Source organism: Falsiroseomonas sp. (assembly GCF_030695085.1).
Taxonomy (GTDB): domain Bacteria; phylum Pseudomonadota; class Alphaproteobacteria; order Acetobacterales; family Acetobacteraceae; genus Falsiroseomonas.
Map to the genome: position 1 here is coordinate 15,319 of NZ_JAUYTS010000088.1, position 17,773 is coordinate 33,091.

Sequence of the window (17,773 nt, forward strand, 5' to 3'; positions counted from 1 at the left end):
TTAGGTATGTAAGGGTCTCAACGACCAGCGGAGGAACCCCCATGTCGCGCTTCCCGACGCGCATCGAAGACATCCTGGCCGCGCCGACGCGCCGTGGCCTGCCACGCCCGGTGCAGCATCCCACGGCCGATATCGGCGCCTATATGCGCGGCGTGGATAATTTCTGCCGGGTCATGGCGATCCGCCCCGGCGACCATGTGGTGATGCTGACCGATCCGCTGCTGGACCCGCGCGTGATCCAGGCGGTGCAGGGCCTGGCGCGCGGCCGCGGCGCCACCTTCGCCAGCTATATGGGCGAAAGCACCCGCTATGTGACGGTGCCGGAGGAAGCCAAGGCGCTGCTCTCGCGCGCCACTTTCGTGGTGTCCACCTGGTTCGCCTCCGTGCTCGACCCCTATTGCATCGGGCTGCGCCGCAACCAGGGGCAGCGCTGGGTGAAGATCACCTTCTTCCGCGACCTCGATCTGCTGCACACGCCGCAGGCGCAGTTCCCGGTCGATCTGCTGGGCGAGATCATCCGCGCCACCGGAAGGCTGTTCCCGGAACAGGGCGACTTCACGCTCCGCCTGTCGGACCCGCGCGGCACCGACCTCCGCATCCCCTACACCGATGCGATGCTCCAGCACCTGCGGAAGCACAATCGCTGGCGCGGCCACAACATCGCCGATGAGCCGGGCTGCTACGTCCACTACCTGCCGACACATGGCCCGAACCTGTTCGAATACTCGATGGTCGGCCTGCAGCCGGAGGACAAGGTGGGCGTCACCGGCACCGTCTGGGCGAATTGGGCGGTGGGTTTCGACAAGCCCTTCGAGAACCCGGTCGGCGTGGAGTTCAAGGACGATCTGGTGCACGCCGTCCATGGCGAGGGCTTCGCGGCGGAGGTGATGCGGGACTACCTGATCGGCGGCACGCTGGAGGAGCTGGGCTGCGGCCATAACCCGAAGGCGCCGCGCTTCGACATCTACCCGGCCGGCCCCAACTCCCCGGGCAGCCTGCATGTCGGCATCAACGCGCCGAAGCCCTCCGAATACCTCCGCCGGGTCATGCCGAACTGGGAGGAGCCGCATATCCACATGGACCTGGTGCTCTACGACGCCACGGTGACGGCGGGGAACCGCCCGCTGGTCGAGGATGGCTACCTGCTGTCGCTGCGCGACCCCAAGGTGCGGGCGCTCGCCGAGACCTATGGCGACCCAGTGGATCTGCTGGAAGCCTGGCCGGTTTAGCCGGCGCACAACAAGAAATGGGGGAAACAACAATGAAGATCGGAAACGGGCCGTGTCTCACACGGCGGGGTGCGCTGACGGGCGGCCTGCTGCTGGCGGCGGGCGGCGCACGGGCGCAGGCGGCCTATCCGGACCGGCCGATCCGGCTGGTCGTGCCGTTCCTGGCGGGCGGCGGCGGCGATACGCTGTCGCGGCTGACGATCGGTCCGGCGCAGGCCCGGCTGGGCCAGAATTTCGTGGTGGACAACCGCCCCGGCGCCGGCGGCAATGTCGGTGCGGAACTGGCCGCCCGCGCCGCGCCGGATGGCTACACGCTGTTCTACGGCACCAACGGCACCCATGCGATCAATGAGGCGCTGTACCCGAGGCTCGGCTTCCGCCCGCATGAGGATTTCACCCCCGTCGCGCCGCTGTCGCGCATCGTGCTGGTGGTGCTGGTGAAGCGGGACATGCCGGTTCAGACGCTGCCGGAGCTGATCGCCTGGCTGAAGGCCAATCCCGGCAAGGCGACCTATGGCTCCGCCGGCAATGGCACCACCGGGCATATCGCGGCGGAGATGTTCCGCATGGCGGCCGGGGTGGAGATCCTGCACGTGCCCTATCGCGGCAATGCGGCGGCGATGACGGATCTCGCCGGTGGCCGCATCGACATGGCGATCGAGCTGATCCCGGCTGCCTTCGCCGCCATGCAGAATGAGGCGGTGCGGACGCTCGCCGTCACCTCCGCCGAGCCTTTGGCCACGCATCCGAACCTGCCGACCGTGGCCTCGGTGCTGCCGGGCTTCCAGGTCAGCGCCTGGGACGGCATCTTCGCCCCCGCCGGTACGCCGGCACCGATCATCGCGCGGCTGAACGCCGCCTTCACCGAAGGGCTGCGGGACGAGGCCATGGTGGGCGCGCTGCGTACCCGCGGCGCGGAACCGGCGCCGGCGATGAGCCCGGACGCCTTCGCCGCCTTCATCGCGGCGGAGCGGGTGCGCTGGGGCGCCGCGGTCCGCGCCTCCGGCGCGCAGATCGGCTGATCAGGCCTTCGCCTCCTCCGGCGCCGTCTCCGCCCCCGGGGTGATGACGGCGCCGACCATGGCGGGCGAGGTGGCCGCCATGTCGAAGCTCTCGCGCAGTTCCGGTGCCGGGGCGGCGCGCTGGCGCAGGCGCCACAGCACGAAGGCCAGCAGCCCGACCTGGGTGAGCGCGATGAACAGGAACAGCCCGCCGCCGGGGAAGGACCGCATCAGCAGCGCCGCCCCGATCGGCCCGGCGATGGAGCCGAGCCCGTTCACCAGCAGCAGGGAGGATGCGGTGCCGACATAGTCGGATGGGTCCGCATGGTCATAGGCATGCGCCGCCGCGATGGAATAGCAGGGCAGCGCCAGGCCGCCGAAGGCCGCCGCCAGCACCAGCAGCCAGATGCCCCGCAATTCCAGCAGCCCCAGCGCCAGCCCGACGCAGATCGAGGCCAGCAGCAGCCCGGCCAGCACGAAGCGCCGGTCCATGCGGTCCGACAGCCGCCCGATCGGCATCTGTGTCACGGCACCGGCCAGCACCGCCGCGGTCATGAACAGCGCCGCGCCGTTCTCATCCAGCCCGAAGCCGGTCGCCGCCACCGCGCCCAGCCCCCAGAAGGCGCCATTCGCCAGCCCCACCATCAGGCTGCCAACCAGCCCGACCGGCGAGGCACGCCACAGCTTGCCAGGTCGGAAGCGCACATCCGTCACCGGCGCGGGCTGTGGCGACCGGCTCAGCGCCACCGGAATGGCGGCCAGGCTGATCAGGATGCCGGCCACCGCGAACAGCTCGAACCCGCCCACCGGATAGGCCAGCACCGTCATCTGCCCCGCCGCGATGGCGGCATGGTTGATCATCACATAGGTGCCGAGCAGCAGCCCGCGGGTGGTGTTGGTGGCGCGGTCGTTCAGCCAGGATTCCACCACCAGGTAGAACACCGCAAGCCCATAGCCGAAGCCGAAGCGCATCAGCGCCCAGGGTATCTCCCCCACCAGCAGCGGATAGGCGAAGGCGACGGCGGAGACTCCGCAGACCACCGCGGCGAAGGCCCGGATATGCCCCGCGCGCCCCACCAGATGCGGCCCATGCAGGCAGCCCACCACGAAGCCCGCGAAATAGGCCGAGCCGAGCAAGCCAATGGCAACCGGTCCGAACCCCTCCGCCACGCCACGCAGCGGCAGCAGCAGGGTGAGCAGCCCGTGCCCGGTCAGCAGCAGCGCGACGCCGGCGAACAGCGAGCTGGCGGAGAGCAGGACCTGCGGCATGCGGCCTCTCAGCGACCTGCGCGGACCAGGGCGCGGTCCAGCACGGCCATGACATCGCCGATGATGTCATCCCGCGTCCAGCCGAACACGTCATAGCCGGCGCCCGCCACCTCCGCGCGCCACCAGCGATGGCGGCTGGCCTCGGTGGGCTGGGCGCCGGCCAGCACGAAGGCGGCCTCCTTCATGGCGCGAAGCTGCACCGCATAGGTGAAGCGCGCACCGCCCGGCAGCTCCGCCGCCAGCGCGGCGCGGCCATCCTCGGCCACCAGCTCCGCCTGGCCGCCGCGCTTGCGGATCTCCTCCGCCACCGCCTCCAGCGCCGGGCGGATGGCGGCGTGCAGATGCCGTTCCGCCGTGGCGCGGCTCGGCCGGTGCAGCGCCGCACCCAGCCGCTGCTGCCAGCCATCGGAGGCCGCAGGGGCGCGGGCCGGCGCATGCCCGGTGCGCGCATCCGCCTCCTCGTTCAGCGCGCGCACCAGCCCCCAGGTCGCGATCAGCATGATCACGGTGAAGGGTAGCGCGCCGATCAGGGACGCGGTCTGCAAAGCCGAAAGCCCGCCCGCCAGCAGCAGCACCGCCGCCAGCGCGCCGATGGCGACGCACCAGAAGATGCGCTGCCAGACCGGGTTTTCCTCCGACCCGCCGGAGGCGATGGTGTCCACCACCAGCGCCGCGCTGTCGGCGGAGGTGACGAAGAAGGTCACGATCAGCAGCGTCGCCGCCCAGCTGGTGATGGCGGAAAGCGGCAGCGCTTCCAGGAAGCGGAACAGCGCGGTGGTCACATCCGCCCCCACCGCCGCCGAGAGCCAGCCGCCCTGCGCCATGTCCATCTGGATGGCGGTGTTTCCGAACACGGTCATCCAGGCAAAGGTGAAGCCAGCCGGCGCCACCAGCACGCCGAGCACGAATTCCTTGATGGTCCGGCCCCGGCTGATGCGGGCGATGAACATGCCGACGAAGGGCGACCAGGCGATCCACCAGGCCCAGTAGAGCAAGGTCCAGCCGCCAAGCCAGCCGGAGGGTTCATAGGCATGCAGCCGGAAGGTGCGGCCGACGATATCGGCCAGGTAGGCGCCGGTATTCTGCACATAGGCCTGCACCAGGAACAGCGTCGGCCCGGTGGCCAGCACGAACACCATCAGCCCGAGCGCCAGGCCGAGATTGAGGATCGACAGGCGCCGGATGCCGCCATCCAGCCCGAGCATGACGGAGCCCAGCGCAATGGTGATGATGCCCGCGATCAGCCCCACCTGCACCCAGGGCCCGGTCGGCATGCCGGTGAGGTGCGCCAGCCCCGCATTGGCCTGGGCCGCGCCATAGCCGAGCGAGGTGGCGACGCCGAGCATGGTGCCGATCACCGCGAAACTATCCACCACATGTCCCGGCCAGCCGCGGAATCGCTCGCCAAGGAAGGGGTACAGCGCGGAACGCAGCGTCAGCGGCAGGCCGCGGCGAAAGCCGAAATAGGCCAGCACCAGCCCCACCATGGCGTAGATCGCCCAGGCATGCAGGCCCCAGTGGAAGAAGGTGGAGATCATCGCCTCCCGCGCCGCGCCGAAGCTCTGCGGCACGCCGGCGGTGTTGGGGGGCGGGGCGGCATAGTGCATCACCGGCTCGGCGACGCCGAAGAACATCAGGCCGATACCCATGCCGGCGCTGAACAGCATGGCGAACCAGGACCCATTGCCGAATTCCGGCGTCTCCTCATCCGCGCCGAGCCGGACAGCGCCATGCCGGCCGAAGGCGAGCAGCAGGGCGGCGACCAGGAAGATCGCGACGGCCAGCATGTAGAACCAGCCGAAGCTCTGGATCACCCAGGCCTGCGCCGCGGTGAAGGTGCCGGCGGCGCCTTCCGGCCACAGGCCGGCGTAGAGAACCAGCGCCAGCAGCACGAAGCTCGCGGACAGGAATACCGGCCAGCAGATGGCGGAACGGCTGGGAAAGGCGGGTGGCTCAGCCACGGCCGGGCCGGGGTGCACGGAGGTCGCGCGTCATGGCGGATGCCTTGCTTGCGGGTGATGGAGAACCCTGGGCTTCCCACCATAGGCGCCAGCACGGCCGCCGAAAACCACCGAGGCCGGAACGACCACGCCAGACTACGCCGATGCGCCGCGGGTGCAGTGGCTACCGAGGCGCCAGATGGTCAGCCGGCGCGCCGTTGTGGCTGCTCGCTACCGGTCATAGGCCAGGCGGAACCCGGTATGCCCGGCGGAGGTATCCGGGCTGCGGCCGGACCGGGCGGCGATGCGGTAGCGGTAGCAGTAGCTGAGGTGGCACAGGTAGGACCCACCCTTCATCACCCGCTCCCGCTCCGCCGCCGCGGCCTGGTTGCGCTGCTTCGCCGCGGCCGAGAGGGAGCGAATGCGGAAGGGGTCGGCGCACCATTCCCAGACGTTGCCGCAGGCGTTGAACAGCCCGAAGCCGTTCGGGCGGAACGCATCCACCGGCGCGGTGCCGAGGAAGCCGTCGGACAGGGTGTTCTGGGCCGGAAACCGCCCCTGCCAGATGTTGCACAGCGCGTTGCCGTCATCCGGCTCCGCCGCACCCCAGGGAAAGCGTGCGGCATCAACGCCGCCCTTGGCCGCATGCTCCCATTCCGCCTCCCCCGGCAGGCGGCCGCCGGCCCAGGCGGCGAAGGCGGCGGCATCGTTCCAGGCGATATGGGTGGCGGGGTGGTCCAGCCGGTCCGCGATGGAGGAACCTGGCCCCTCCGGCGCCGCCCAATGGGCGCCCTGCACCTGGCGCCACCAGGGCGTTCCCTCCGGGCTTGGCGCCTGCGTGCCCGGCGGCAGGAAGCTGTGGAAGACATAGGACCAGCCATAGCGCTCCGCCTCCGTCCGGTAGCCGGTGGCGGCGATGAAGGCGGCGAAGCGGCGGTTGCTGACGGCGTGGGCGTCGATCCGGAAGGGGCGCAGGGTCACGCGCCGCGCCGGGCCTTCGCCATCCTCGCGGAAGACGGGCGTGTCGGTGCCCATGGTGACGGTGCCGCCAGGGATCGCGACCACCAGGCTTTCGTCGCCTCCACCGGCCGCGGGCAGGTTAGCGGTCGGGCCTGCCGCGCGCCCCATGGCGGGCACGCAGCAGGATTTCGTGGGGGCCTCCACGCGCCTAGCCTCCGGGTGTCCCCACCACGACATCCGCCCCGGCCTGTGGCGGCGGGGGGAAGTGGAAGCCGCGCTGGCCGGACAGGCCCCGATTGGTCTGGCCCTGGAACGTCTTAGCCGGGGTGCCGACCAGCTTTCCGTCCGCGATCCAGCCGGTATCGACGCCCCAGGCCTCGGCGACGAGCGCTGCTTCCAGCTTCGCCCGCACATCGGCCAGGGCCGGGTCGCCGGCGAGGTTCCGCATCTCCTGCGGATCTTCCCGCAGGTCGAACAGCTGGATCGTGTTGCCGTTGGGATACCAGATCAGCTTGTGCCGCCCATCGGTCGCCATGCGGGTGGCGGAGGCATCGTCGCGGCAGGCCGCCGTCAGCACTTCCCGCCGCGCATCGCCGATCATCGAAAGCCCCTCCATCGGTGCGGCGGGGGTGACGCCGGCGAAGTCCAGCAGCGTCGGCATCACATCCGCCAGCTGCACCAGCCGCCGGTCGACGCTGCCGGGCGCCGTGCGGGCATCGCCGGCCGGGCCGAGCAGGATGGTCGGCACCCGCGCGCTATCCTCGTAGAAGATGCGCTTGGCCCAGAGGCCGTGGGTGCCGAGCATGTCGCCATGGTCGGCGGTGAACAGCACCACCGTGTCGTCCAGCAGCCCTTCCTCCCGCAGCGTGCCGAGCACCAGGCGGAACTGATGGTCGATATGCGTGCACAGCGCCATGAAGGCGCGCTGGATGCCGCGCAGATGGTGCGGCTTCACATGCGACCAGTAGTCGGTGATGGAACGCAGCGCATAGGGCAGGGCGGCCTCGTCCTGCGCCCAGTCGGCGACCGGTGGCACCGGCGGCTCGGCATCGCGGTAGATGTCGAGATAGGCCTGCAACGGCGCCAGCGGCGGGTGCGGCGCGGTGTAGGACAGGTGCCAGAAGCCGGGCCGCGTCGGGTCCCGCCGCTTGATCTCGCGGCACATCTTCCAGGTGGTCCAGTTGGTCACATGGCAATGCTCCGGCAGGTGGAAGGGCCGCCAGAGGTAGTCGTTGTTGTTCATGCCATGGTTGAAGCCCTGGCCCGGAAAACCCTGGTCGGCCAGGAACAGGTCGTAGTCGTCATAGCCGCCGAGATGCGGCCGGCCTTCCTCCGCAAGATGCACATCGTCGAAGCCGATGCGGTCGCGCGGCGGATAGACATGCAGCTTGCCGACCGCGCGGGTCTGGTAGCCGGCGGCCCCCAGCGTGGCCGCCAGCGTCGGCTGCGGCGGCATGCGCGCCACCGGGTCGAAGCTGCGGTCGCCATGGATGCGCGCGGTGTTGCCCGTCATCAGCGTGCGCCGTGCCGGGATGCAGATCGGGCATTCGGAATAGGTGTTCGGAAAGCACACGCCGTTGCGGGCCAATTGGTCCAGCGTCGGCGTCAGCACGGTGGGATGGCCGGCATGGCCCATGAGGGAGGCCGGCCACTGGTCCACCGTGACCAGCATGATGTTCGGTCGCTTCATGCTGCCGCTCACTCCACCCGCGCCCCACTGTCGCGCACCAGCGGGCCCATCTTGGCGCGCTCCGCGGCGATGAACGCCGCGAATTCCTCCGATGTTCCACCCTTCAGCGGCAGGCCGAGCTGGCGGGCGCGGGCCTGCACGCCGGGATCGGCCACGGCGGCATTATAGGCGGCATTGAGGCGCCGGATCGCCTCGGCCGGTGTGCCGCGAGGCGCCACCACGCCGTGCCAGGACAGGAAATTGTAGTTGGCCACCCCCGCCTCCGCCACCGTCGGCAGGTCCGGCGTGAAGGGCGACCGGCTGGGGCCGGTGACGGCCAGGGCACGCAGCTGGCCCTGGGTGACGGCGGGCAGCAGCGTGCCGTCGATCAGCAGGTTCACATGGCCGGCGGTGAGGTCCGTCTGCGCCGGGGCGCTGCCGCGATAGGGCACATGCGTCATCTGCACATTCGCCAGCGACATCAGCATCTGGGTCGCCAGATGCCCGGCCGTGCCATTGCCGGGCGTCGCGAAGGTCAGTGCATTCGGCCGCGCGCGGGCGGCATCGAGAAGGCTGGCCAGTGTCTGGTGCGGCGATTCCCGTGGCACCCCGACCAGCAGCGAAACCTCCGTCAGGCGCAGGATCGGCGCGAAGCCGTCGGGGTCGAAGGGCAGCCGCGCGAACAGATGCGGCGCGATCGCCAGGATGCCGATATCCGCGAACAGCACCGTATAGCCATCAGCCGCGGCGCGGGAGGCGACACCGGCGCCAACCGTGCCGCCGCCACCGCCCCGGTTGTCGATGACCAGGGACTGGCCGATCTGCCGTTCCACGATCGGCGCCAGCAGGCGTGCCAGGATGTCGTTGTTACCGCCGGGCGGGTAGGGCACCACCACGGTCACCGGCCGTTCCGGCCAGGCGGCCTGCGCTGCCGGGGCCAGGAGCGGCGCGGCGAGCAGCCCGGCGCCAAGCAGCGTCAGAAGCCTGCGAGCGATCATGGTGAGCCTCCCTTCAGTAATTGGCGCTGCGCGGTGGACCCGCGCTGGTGGTGCCGGCCATCGCATCCAGATGAAATTTCAATCGCTCCGCCCGCAGCGGCAGATCGTGCCACAGATTGTCGAATTCTCCGGGGTCGGTTGCGTGATCGAAGATCTCGCCGATGGGGTGGCCGTGATAGATCACGGATTTGTAGCGGCCGTCGAACACCATGGTGCCGTGGCTGTGGTCGCGCCCGGCGCCGATGGCGTCGTGGAATTCGCAGACCACATGCGGCTTGTGGCGCGCCGGGTCGGCACGGCCCTGCAGGATCGGCAGCAGCGATCTGCCCTGTACCGTCCAGGGGATGTCGATTCCCGCCGCCTCCAGCAGGGTGGGCGCGATGTCCACCAGCTCGACCAGCGCGTCGCTCACCAGGCCGGGCGTAATGTGTCCCGGCCAGGACCAGATCATCGGCACATGCACCAGGCCCTCGAAGAAGCGGCAGCCCTTCAGGACCAGCCCGTGGTCGCCGAGCATCTCGCCATGGTCGGAATGGAACAGCACGATCGTGTCCTGGTCCTGGCCACTGTCGCGCAGCGCGGCCAGGATGCGGCCGAGCTGCGCGTCCAGATGCTCGATCATGGCGTAGTAGTTCGCCTTCACCTGCAGCGCGTCGTAGCCCTCCGGCACATGGCTCGCGACCTTGTCGTGGTCGCGCTCGGCAGGCGGCGGTGGCTGTTCGGCATGGCGGATGCGTGGGTCCTGCGGGCGGACCTGTTGCTGGTCCACATCCTGGAAATCCACCCAGCGCTCGCCGTCGCTGTCGCGCCACAAGGGCAGGGGCAGCGTCGCGGCATCGACCTCGGCCAGGGCCTCCGGCGGCGCGTCGAAGGGTGCGTGCGGGTCGAAGAAGTTCAGCGACAGGCACCAGGGCGCGTCGCGTCGGTCGGTGATGAAGCGGATCGCCATCTCCGCGCACCAGGTGGATTGATGCAGCGCCGCCGGCACGCCGGGGCCGCAGAAGGCGCCCTTGTCGCGATACAAGGCCTGCGGATCGACGCCCTTCTCATGCCGCAGCCAATGCTCATAGTCATCGCCGCGTGCCGCATCCGGCGTCGGGTGGTGGTTCCAGTGGAAGACGCGGTAGCCGTCATCGACGCGCTTTTCGTGGTACTTCGCGGCGGACAGATGCAGCTTGCCGATCAGCCCGCAATCATAGCCGGCATCGGCCAGGCGCTTGGTCACCAGCACCTCATGCGCCGGCCAGAAGGCATTGCCGTTGCGCTGCACCTGATGCGTCGCCGGGTAGCGCCCGGTCATCATGCTGGCGCGGGAAGGCGTGCAGATCGGCGATTGCGCGTAGCAGCGCGTGAAGGCGGTGCCGGAGGCGACCAGGCTGTCCATGGCGGGCGTGCGGATATGCGCGTTGCCCAGCGCGCGGATCGTGTCCCAGCGCTGCTGGTCGGTACAGACCCACAGGATATTCGGTCGCTTCACTGCACGGTTACTCCGGCAGCCGGCACGGCGACGCGCCAGCGATTGCGTTCGGCGGTGAGGTGGCGCTGGAAATCCTCGGCGCTGCCGCCGGCCGGCTCGACGCCCAGGGTCAGCAGCCGCGCCGCCACCTCCTCCACCTGCAGCACCGCCTGGAATTCGGCGTTCAGCCGCGTGGCGATGGCATCCGGCGTGGCGGCGGGCATCACCACGCCGAACCAGCCGGCGCTGTCGTAATCCGGCACGCCGAGCTCCCCGAGCGTCGGCAGGTCGGGGAAGGCGCGGGCACGGCGGGCGGTGGCGGCGGCGATCGGCACGGCGCGGCCGCCGGCGAGGTTGCCCGCCATGTCGAGCGGGCTTGAGATCATCAGGTCGATCCGCCCGCCGGCGAGGTCCGCCGCCGCAGGGCCGCCGCCGCGATAGGGCACGTGCAGGATATCCACCCCCGCGCGCAGCTTCAGCAATTCCATCGCCAGATGCGGCAGGCTGCCATTGCCGGGGCTGCCATAGGTCAGCACGCCGGGCCGCGCCTTCGCCATTTCCAGGATTTCCGGCCAGCCGCGCGTTGCCAGCCCGGTGCGGGAGAACAGCAGCGAAGGGCTGGTGACCAGCAGGATCACCGGGCGGAAGGCGGTTTCCGGGTCATAGGGCAGGTTCGGATAGGCGAATTGCGTGATGACGAAGGGCGGCGGCGCCAGCAGGATGGTGTGCCCATCCGGCGCCGCCCGCGCCGCCTCCGCCGTGCCGATGACCGACGCCGCGCCGGCCTTGTTCTCCACCACCACGGGCTGGCCCAGGCGTTGCGACAGATGCTGCCCGGTCAGCCGCGCCGTGGTGTCCGAAGCGCCGCCGGGGGCGAAGGGCACGATGAAGCGGATGGGGCGGGAGGGCCAGGGTGCCGCGCCCTGCGCCAGGGCCGGGCCGGCCAGCCCCATGGCGGCAGCCCCGAGCAGCACCGCGCGCCGGCCGATTGCCGAAGGCGTCGTCATGGCGTTTCCCTTTCCCATTCTCGGTCTGGTCCTTGTTTGGCCCGATGTCTATTTGGCAAAGTGGCCTGACCAGTTGAGCCATGCTGGCGCCGCCTTGCCAGAGCTGTCAACCGCCCGGATACACGCCGGATGCCCTTCCAGCCGCTTGAACCCCGCCGCCTGTTCCGCCGCATCGCCGAGCAGATCGCCGCCATGATCGCCGCCGGCGAATTGCCGCCCGGCAGCCGCCTGCCCTCGGAACGCGACCTGGCGCCGCGGCTGAATGTCAGCCGGCCCTCATTGCGGGAGGCCCTGATCGCGCTGGAGATCGAGGGGCTGGTGGAGGTGCGCGGCGGCTCCGGCGTCTATGTGCGCGCCGCCGCCACGCCGCCGATGCGGGACGCCACCGATGCGCCCGGCCCCTTCGATGTGCTGGAGGCGCGGCTGCTGGTGGAGCCGGATTGCGCCGCGCTGGCCGCCCGCAGCACCGATGCGCAGGCGCGCTTGGCGGTGGCCGAGGCCTTTGGCCGGATGCGCGCGGAGGCGGTGGCGGGCCGCGTCGGCGACCTGGCGGACCGGGACTTCCACCTGGCCATCGCCGAGGCCTCCGGCAATCCGGTGCTGTCGCGCATCGTGGGTGATCTGTGGCGCGACCAGGCCGCGCCCGTCGCCTCCCGCCTCACCCGGCTGGCGGTATCGCCGCTGCGGCGCCGGCAGAATCTTGGAGAGCATGCGCAGATCGCGGAGGCCATCGCGGCCGGCGCGGCCGCGGCGGCGCGGGCCGCAATGCGCCGGCACCTTCTGGCGGTGCGTCGTGCCCGGATGGCGGCGCTCGGCGGCTGACGCTCAGGCCGCTTCCTTGTCCCGATCCGCCATCATCTGCCGGAAGGCCGGGCGGGCGTGGCTGGCGGTGATCCAGGCCAGCACATGCGGCGCCTCGGTGAACAGCTCCGGCGCGGGCAAGGCGTAGCGCACCACCTCCGCCACATTGATATCCGCCACCGTGAAGCGGCCACCGACCAGATATCCCGTGGCGGCCAGCGCCTGGTTCAGCACGGCAACCGGCTGTCGCAGCGCGGCGATGGCGGCCTCCGCCTTGGCGGCGTCGCGCTCGGCCGGGGGCTTGCCGACGCGGTTGTACAGGATCTCGATGCTGTGCGGCTCGAACCCGGTCGCGGCCCAGAACGACCACATCCCCATCAGCCCATCCTCCGCCGCATCGGCCGGACCCAGCGTGCCGCCATGGGCGCGGGCGAGGTACAGGTTGATGGCGAGGCTCTCATGCAGCACGAGGTCGCCATCCACCAGGGACGGGATCTGGCCGTTCGGGTTCACCGACAGGAATTCGGGGCTGCGCGTGTGCAGCGGCGCATCCGGCGCGTCCGGGTTGGCCAGGCGATAGGCCTGGACCACCGGCACATGGCGGAATTCCAGCCCCGCCTCATGCGCCAGCCACACATTGCGGGAGGCGCGGGAGCGCAGGCAGCCATAGATCGTCAGCATCTGATTCAATCCTGCCCAAACGGGTCATCGACGGATTTCGCCGGCTGCGTCAGCCAAGTGGCGCCGGTCTCGGTGATGACGATGTGGTCTTCCAGCCGGATGCCGAATTCGCCGTAGATGGCGATGGTCGGCTCGATGCTGCCGGTGACGCCGGGAGCGAGGATTTCCTTGCCGCCCTTCACGAAATACGGCCCCTCATGCACATCCATGCCGATGCCATGCCCGGCGCGATGCGGCAGGCCCGGCGTCCTGTGCCCTGGGCCGAAGCCGGCGGCGACCACCACGCCGCGCACCGCATCATCGATGGCGCCGCCGGTGCTGCCGGGCTTCGCCACCGCGATGCCGGCGGCCTGCGCCGCGTGGTCCAGGTTCCAGATGTCGCGCTGGCGCTGCGTCGGCGTGCCGAAGACGTAGCTGCGGGTGATGTCGGAGACATAGCCATGCAGCGGGGCGCCGACATCGATCAGCACCACATCGCCATCCTTCAGCACCTGCGGATAGGGCACGCCATGCGGATAGGCGGTGGCCTCGCCGAACAACGCGATGGAGAAGGCGGGGCCACCATCGAAGCCGGCCTTGCGATGCGCGGCGGCCAAGAATTCGCCGACCTCGGTGGTGGTCACGCCTTCGCGCAGGCCACGGGCTGCGGCGGCCTGGATTTCCAGCGTCATCCCCATCGCCTGGCGCAGCAGCGCCACCTCATGCTCCGTCTTGCGCTGGCGCAGGTAGCCGGTGACGGCGCCAGAGGCCACGAAATGGTGGTTCGGCAGCGCCGCGCGCAGCCCCTCCGCCACGAAGACCCGCGCCATCTCATCCAGCGCCACGGTGCCGCCGGCCACGTCGGATGCGCGCAGAATGTCGGAGAACAGCGCGTAGGGGTCCTCATCCTCCTCCCAGCCGCGGACCTCGCCGGGCAGGGTGAGCATGGTCTTCAGCTTCTCCACCTCGAATTCCGGGCAGAGATAGGTCAGCGGGCCACGCACCGGCAGCACGGCGCCGACCGGGCGTTCGGACTGGCCATGCTTCAACCCGGTCATCCAGGCGAGGTTCGTCGTGCCATCCAGCCACAGGGCGGCAATGCCAAGTTCCGCCATGCGCGCCTGGGCGCGATCCACGCGGCGGGCATGTTCCTCGGCGCCGATCGGCGGCACCGCATCCCGCTGGTTGCGGATGCCTGCGAGTTCCGTGGCGAAATCGGATCCGCCGACGCCGATGGTCATCCCTCGATCTCCTCCCGCAGCATCTCAAGGCGCAGCCAGTCTTCCTCGGCCGCCGCGCGTTCCGCCTGCTTCTTCGCCAGCAGGTTGCTGCGCGCCGCGAAGCCGGGCGGGTCGTTGGTGTAGAGCGCCGGGTCGGCCAGGGCCTTCTGCAGCAGGCCGATCTCCTTCTCCAGCAGCGCGATGCGACCGGGCAGGGATTCCAGCGCGTGCTTGTCCTTGAAGGACATCTTTGCTTTCGCCACGGCCCGCGGCGCGTCCACCGTGCCGCGTTCGGAGGCTGCGGCGGCCGCAGCGGCGCGCGCCTTCGCCTGCACGCCGCGGCCGCGCTGCGCCACCATGTCGGAATAGCCGCCGGCATAATCCTGCCAGGCGCCATTGCCCTCGCTGACGATCACATTGGTCGCGACGCGGTCGAGGAAGTCGCGGTCATGGCTGACGACGATGACGGTGCCGGAATACTCGGCCAGCAATTCCTGCAGCAGGTCGAGCGTTTCGAGGTCCAAATCGTTGGTCGGCTCGTCCAGCACCAGCAGGTTGGACGGCGTCGCCAGGCAGCGTGCCAGCATCAGCCGCCCCCGCTCACCGCCCGACAGCGCCGAGACAGGCGTCCGCGCCTGTTCGGGCAGGAACAGGAAGTCCTTCATGTAGCCGATGACGTGCTTCACCTCGCCGCCGATCCGCACCTGGTCGCCGGAGCCACCGGTCAGCGCCGATTGCAGGGAGGTCGCCGGGTCCAGGCTGTCCCGCGTCTGGTCCATCGTCACCATCTCAAGGCTGGCGCCGAGCCGCACGCGCCCCTCATCCGGCTTCAGCGCCCCGGTCAGCAGGTTCAGCAGCGTGGTCTTGCCCGCGCCATTGGGTCCGACGATGCCGACCCGGTCGCCGCGCATGATCCGCGTGGAGAAGTCGCGCACCACGGGCGGCGCATCGCCGAAGGCCTTGGTCACACCTTCCAGCGCCGCCACCAGCGTGCCGGAGGCATCGCCCTCGCTCGCAGCCATCCGCACCGTGCCAGGTGCCGTGATCCGCTCGCGGTGCCGCTTGCGAAGATCCTGCAGTCCCGACAGCCGCTTCACATTGCGCTTGCGCCGGGCGGTGACGCCGTAGCGCAGCCAATGCTCCTCCCGCACGATCTTGCGGGCCAGCTTGTGGGCCTGCATTTCTTCTTCTTCGAGTACCTGGTCCCGCCAGGCCTCGAAATGGGCGAAGCCCTGGTCGAGGCGGCGGGTGGTGCCGCGGTCCAGCCAGACCATCGACTTGGAAAGGCGTTCCAGGAAGCGCCGGTCGTGGCTGATCAGCACCAGCGCGCTGCGCAGCGGGCCCAGTTCCTGTTCCAGCCATTCGATCGCCGGCAGGTCGAGGTGGTTGGTCGGCTCATCCAGCAGCAGGATATCCGGCTCCGGCGCCAGCACGCGGGCCAGCGCCGCGCGCCGGGACTCGCCGCCGGACAGATTGCCGGGATGCTCCTCCCCGGTCAGGCCGAGGCCCTCCAGCAGCACCCGCGCCCGGTGCGGGTCATCCCCCGGGCCGAGGCCGGCGGCGACATAGGCGCCGGTGGTGGCGAAGCCGGCGAGGTCCGGTTCCTGCGGCAGATAGCGGATGGTGGCGCCGGGCTGGGTGAAGACCGTGCCGGCATCGGAATCGATGATGCCGGCAGCGATCTTCAGCAGGGTCGATTTGCCCGATCCATTGCGGCCGACCAGCGCCAGCCGGTCTCCCGCCGAGACGGCAATTTCCGCCCCATCCAGCAATTGGGTGGAGCCGAGGCGCAGGCGGATATCGCGAAGGTGCAGCAGGGGGGGCAGGGCCATGGCGGGGGGATTGCGTGCCATGGCGCCGCACGTCAAGCATCGCGGCCGTGACCGATCCCACCTACGGCGCCTCCGCCAACCCGCATCTGCTGGCGCGCATCCCGCTGGATGCGCGGCGCGTGCTGGATGTCGGCTGCGGCGCCGGGGCGCTCGGTGCGGCCTTCAGGCGCCGCAACCCCGCGGCGCGGCTGGAGGCGGTGGAGCCGGACCCCGCCTTGGCCACGCTGGCGGAGGCGCATTACGACGCGGTGCACCGCCTGGATATCGAGGCCGCGCCGCCACCCGTGCCCGCGGGCAGCCTGGATGCGCTGATCTTCGGCGACGTACTGGAACATCTGCGCGACCCCTGGGCGGTGCTGAAGCGGGATGCGGCGCTGCTGGCTGAGGATGGCGTGCTGCTGGCCTGCGTGCCGAATATCGAACACTGGTCCTTCGCCGCCCGCCTGCTCGGCGGGCGCTGGCGGTACGAGGATACCGGGCTGTTCGACCGCACCCATCTGCGCTGGTTCACCCGCGATGGCATGCGCCAGGCCCTGGAAGCGGCCGGCCTGGTGCCGCTGGAAGTCGCCCCGCGCATCTTCGACCTGCCGCGCGCCGAAGCCTTCGCGAAAGAGGTGGAACCCGCACTCGCCGCCCTCGGCACGACGCGGGAGGATTGGCTGCGCCGCTCCGCCCCCCTGCAATATGTCTGGCGCGCCGGGCGCCGCCGCCCGGTGCCGCTTGTGCTGGCCGCCCGCACGCTGCGCCCGGTGGGCGGGGTGAATGATGTGCGCGTGCTGCAACCCTTCGCCGCGCTTGCCACCCGCCCGGGCGTCGCCACCCGCGCCGGGCAGGACACCGAACTGCCGAAGCTGGAGCCGGAGGTGCCGCGGGTGCTGATCCTGCAACGCCGCCTGCTGGATCGGCCGGAGAGTGTGGACTACCTGCGCGGCCTGCGCGCCACCGGCGCCGTGCTGGTGCAGGAATTCGACGATGACCCGGCGCATTGGCCGTCGATCGCCGGCAACGACCACCTGGCCTTCCGCGGCGTGCATGCGGTGCAGACCTCCACCACGCCGCTGCGCGACCTGCTCTCGGCGTTCAACGACGAGATCGCGGTCTTCCCGAACGCGCTGGCCGAACTGCCCGACCCCGTGAATTTCCGCGACCCGTCGCGCCTGACCCTGTTCTTCGGCGCGCTGAACCGCCAGGCCGATATCGCCCCCTTCCTGCCCATGCTGAACCAGATCCTCACCGAGGCGGGGGGGCGGCTGGCGGTGGAGGTGGTGCATGACGAGGCCAGCTTCGCCGCGCTGGGCACGCCGCATAAGCGCTTCACGCCCACCACGGATTACGCCGGCTACCGCAAGCTGATGGCCGGCTGCGAGCTGGCCTTCCTGCCGCTGGCCGATACCCGCTTCAACCGCATGAAGTCGGACCTCAAGGCCATCGAGGCCGGCGGCCACCGCCTGTGCTGCCTGGCCAGCCCGGTGGTCTATGCCGGCAGCCTGCGCCATGGCGGGACGGGGCTGATCGTGCCCGATGCCGCGAGCCTGGGCCGGGAATTGCGCGCCCTGCTCGACCAGCCGGCCCGCGCCCTGGCGATGGCGGAAGCGGCACGCGAATGGGTGCGGGCGGAGCGGCTGCTGGCGCGGCAGGTGGCGCCACGGCTGGACTGGTATCGCAGCCTATGGGCGCGGCGCGCGGCACTGGATGCGGCGCTGCTCCGGCGCGTGCCGGGGTTGGCCTGAG

14 protein-coding genes are annotated in these 17,773 nt (G+C 70.5%); 4 read left to right on the forward strand and 10 right to left on the reverse strand.

Going from position 1 to position 17,773, the window contains the following annotated elements; genetic code table 11:
- Positions 1–41: 41 nt before the first annotated feature.
- Positions 42–1,229 (forward strand): hypothetical protein, encoded by a 1,188-nt coding sequence (locus Q8S40_RS10840; protein WP_305670395.1) that lies wholly within the window; start codon positions 42–44, stop codon positions 1,227–1,229.
- Positions 1,230–1,261: 32 nt separating this feature from the next.
- Complete coding sequence (locus Q8S40_RS10845) at positions 1,262–2,251, forward strand: tripartite tricarboxylate transporter substrate binding protein (RefSeq protein ID WP_305670396.1); 990 nt, start codon at positions 1,262–1,264, stop codon at positions 2,249–2,251.
- On the opposite strand, the gene Q8S40_RS10850 is transcribed toward Q8S40_RS10845, so the two are convergent.
- From Q8S40_RS10850 to Q8S40_RS10880, 7 genes are all read right to left on the reverse strand, one after another.
- Positions 2,252–3,499: an MFS transporter gene (locus tag Q8S40_RS10850; RefSeq protein ID WP_304814749.1), complete on the reverse strand. Its 1,248-nt coding sequence runs from the start codon at positions 3,497–3,499 to the stop codon at positions 2,252–2,254.
- Positions 3,500–3,507: 8 nt separating this feature from the next.
- Complete coding sequence (locus tag Q8S40_RS10855) at positions 3,508–5,460, reverse strand: BCCT family transporter (RefSeq protein ID WP_305670397.1); 1,953 nt, start codon at positions 5,458–5,460, stop codon at positions 3,508–3,510.
- A gap of 210 nt (positions 5,461–5,670) precedes the next feature.
- The gene (locus tag Q8S40_RS10860; protein ID WP_305670398.1) at positions 5,671–6,603 is read right to left on the reverse strand and encodes a formylglycine-generating enzyme family protein; all 933 of its coding nucleotides are present in this window, start codon (positions 6,601–6,603) and stop codon (positions 5,671–5,673) included.
- 4 nt (positions 6,604–6,607) lie between these two features.
- A complete protein-coding gene (locus Q8S40_RS10865; protein WP_305670399.1) occupies positions 6,608–8,089 on the reverse strand; it encodes a sulfatase-like hydrolase/transferase in 1,482 nt (493 codons plus the stop codon).
- Between the two features lie 8 nt (positions 8,090–8,097).
- Positions 8,098–9,066, reverse strand: a complete 969-nt coding sequence (locus Q8S40_RS10870; RefSeq protein WP_305670400.1) for a tripartite tricarboxylate transporter substrate binding protein — start codon at positions 9,064–9,066, stop codon at positions 8,098–8,100.
- Positions 9,067–9,079: 13 nt separating this feature from the next.
- Positions 9,080–10,543, reverse strand: a complete 1,464-nt coding sequence (locus Q8S40_RS10875; protein WP_305670401.1) for a sulfatase — start codon at positions 10,541–10,543, stop codon at positions 9,080–9,082.
- A complete protein-coding gene (locus Q8S40_RS10880; protein ID WP_305670402.1) occupies positions 10,540–11,529 on the reverse strand; it encodes a tripartite tricarboxylate transporter substrate binding protein in 990 nt (329 codons plus the stop codon). The genes Q8S40_RS10875 and Q8S40_RS10880 overlap by 4 nt, the downstream gene beginning before the upstream one ends.
- Positions 11,530–11,658: 129 nt before the next feature.
- Between Q8S40_RS10880 and Q8S40_RS10885 the strand changes: the two genes are divergently transcribed.
- A complete protein-coding gene (locus Q8S40_RS10885; protein ID WP_305670403.1) occupies positions 11,659–12,351 on the forward strand; it encodes a FadR/GntR family transcriptional regulator in 693 nt (230 codons plus the stop codon).
- A gap of 3 nt (positions 12,352–12,354) precedes the next feature.
- Here the strand turns inward: Q8S40_RS10885 and Q8S40_RS10890 are convergent, their stop codons facing one another.
- From Q8S40_RS10890 to Q8S40_RS10900, 3 genes are read right to left on the reverse strand one after another with little or no spacing between them, the layout of a single operon-like run.
- Complete coding sequence (locus tag Q8S40_RS10890) at positions 12,355–13,011, reverse strand: glutathione S-transferase family protein (protein WP_305670404.1); 657 nt, start codon at positions 13,009–13,011, stop codon at positions 12,355–12,357.
- Positions 13,012–13,016: 5 nt separating this feature from the next.
- On the reverse strand, positions 13,017–14,231 hold the full coding sequence (locus Q8S40_RS10895; protein ID WP_305670405.1) for a Xaa-Pro peptidase family protein: 1,215 nt from the start codon (positions 14,229–14,231) through the stop codon (positions 13,017–13,019).
- Positions 14,228–16,042, reverse strand: a complete 1,815-nt coding sequence (locus Q8S40_RS10900) for an ABC-F family ATP-binding cassette domain-containing protein (protein WP_305670406.1) — start codon at positions 16,040–16,042, stop codon at positions 14,228–14,230. Before Q8S40_RS10900 ends, Q8S40_RS10895 begins: the two co-directional genes overlap by 4 nt.
- A gap of 47 nt (positions 16,043–16,089) precedes the next feature.
- Between Q8S40_RS10900 and Q8S40_RS10905 the strand changes: the two genes are divergently transcribed.
- Positions 16,090–17,772 (forward strand): class I SAM-dependent methyltransferase, encoded by a 1,683-nt coding sequence (locus Q8S40_RS10905; protein WP_305670407.1) that lies wholly within the window; start codon positions 16,090–16,092, stop codon positions 17,770–17,772.
- The last annotated feature ends 1 nt before the right edge of the window (position 17,773 follow it).

What these genes read in the sequence shown, in the direction of transcription:
- Q8S40_RS10840 (WP_305670395.1), top strand. Translation starts at nt 42, where the DNA reads ATGTCGCGCTTCCCGACGCGCATCGAAGACATCCTGGCCGCGCCGACG.
- Q8S40_RS10845 (WP_305670396.1), top strand. Translation starts at nt 1,262, where the DNA reads ATGAAGATCGGAAACGGGCCGTGTCTCACACGGCGGGGTGCGCTGACG.
- Q8S40_RS10850 (WP_304814749.1), bottom strand. Translation starts at nt 3,499, where the DNA reads ATGCCGCAGGTCCTGCTCTCCGCCAGCTCGCTGTTCGCCGGCGTCGCG.
- Q8S40_RS10865 (WP_305670399.1), bottom strand. Translation starts at nt 8,089, where the DNA reads ATGAAGCGACCGAACATCATGCTGGTCACGGTGGACCAGTGGCCGGCC.
- Q8S40_RS10870 (WP_305670400.1), bottom strand. Translation starts at nt 9,066, where the DNA reads ATGATCGCTCGCAGGCTTCTGACGCTGCTTGGCGCCGGGCTGCTCGCC.
- Q8S40_RS10880 (WP_305670402.1), bottom strand. Translation starts at nt 11,529, where the DNA reads ATGACGACGCCTTCGGCAATCGGCCGGCGCGCGGTGCTGCTCGGGGCT.
- Q8S40_RS10885 (WP_305670403.1), top strand. Translation starts at nt 11,659, where the DNA reads ATGCCCTTCCAGCCGCTTGAACCCCGCCGCCTGTTCCGCCGCATCGCC.
- Q8S40_RS10890 (WP_305670404.1), bottom strand. Translation starts at nt 13,011, where the DNA reads ATGCTGACGATCTATGGCTGCCTGCGCTCCCGCGCCTCCCGCAATGTG.
- Q8S40_RS10895 (WP_305670405.1), bottom strand. Translation starts at nt 14,231, where the DNA reads ATGACCATCGGCGTCGGCGGATCCGATTTCGCCACGGAACTCGCAGGC.
- Q8S40_RS10900 (WP_305670406.1), bottom strand. Translation starts at nt 16,042, where the DNA reads ATGGCCCTGCCCCCCCTGCTGCACCTTCGCGATATCCGCCTGCGCCTC.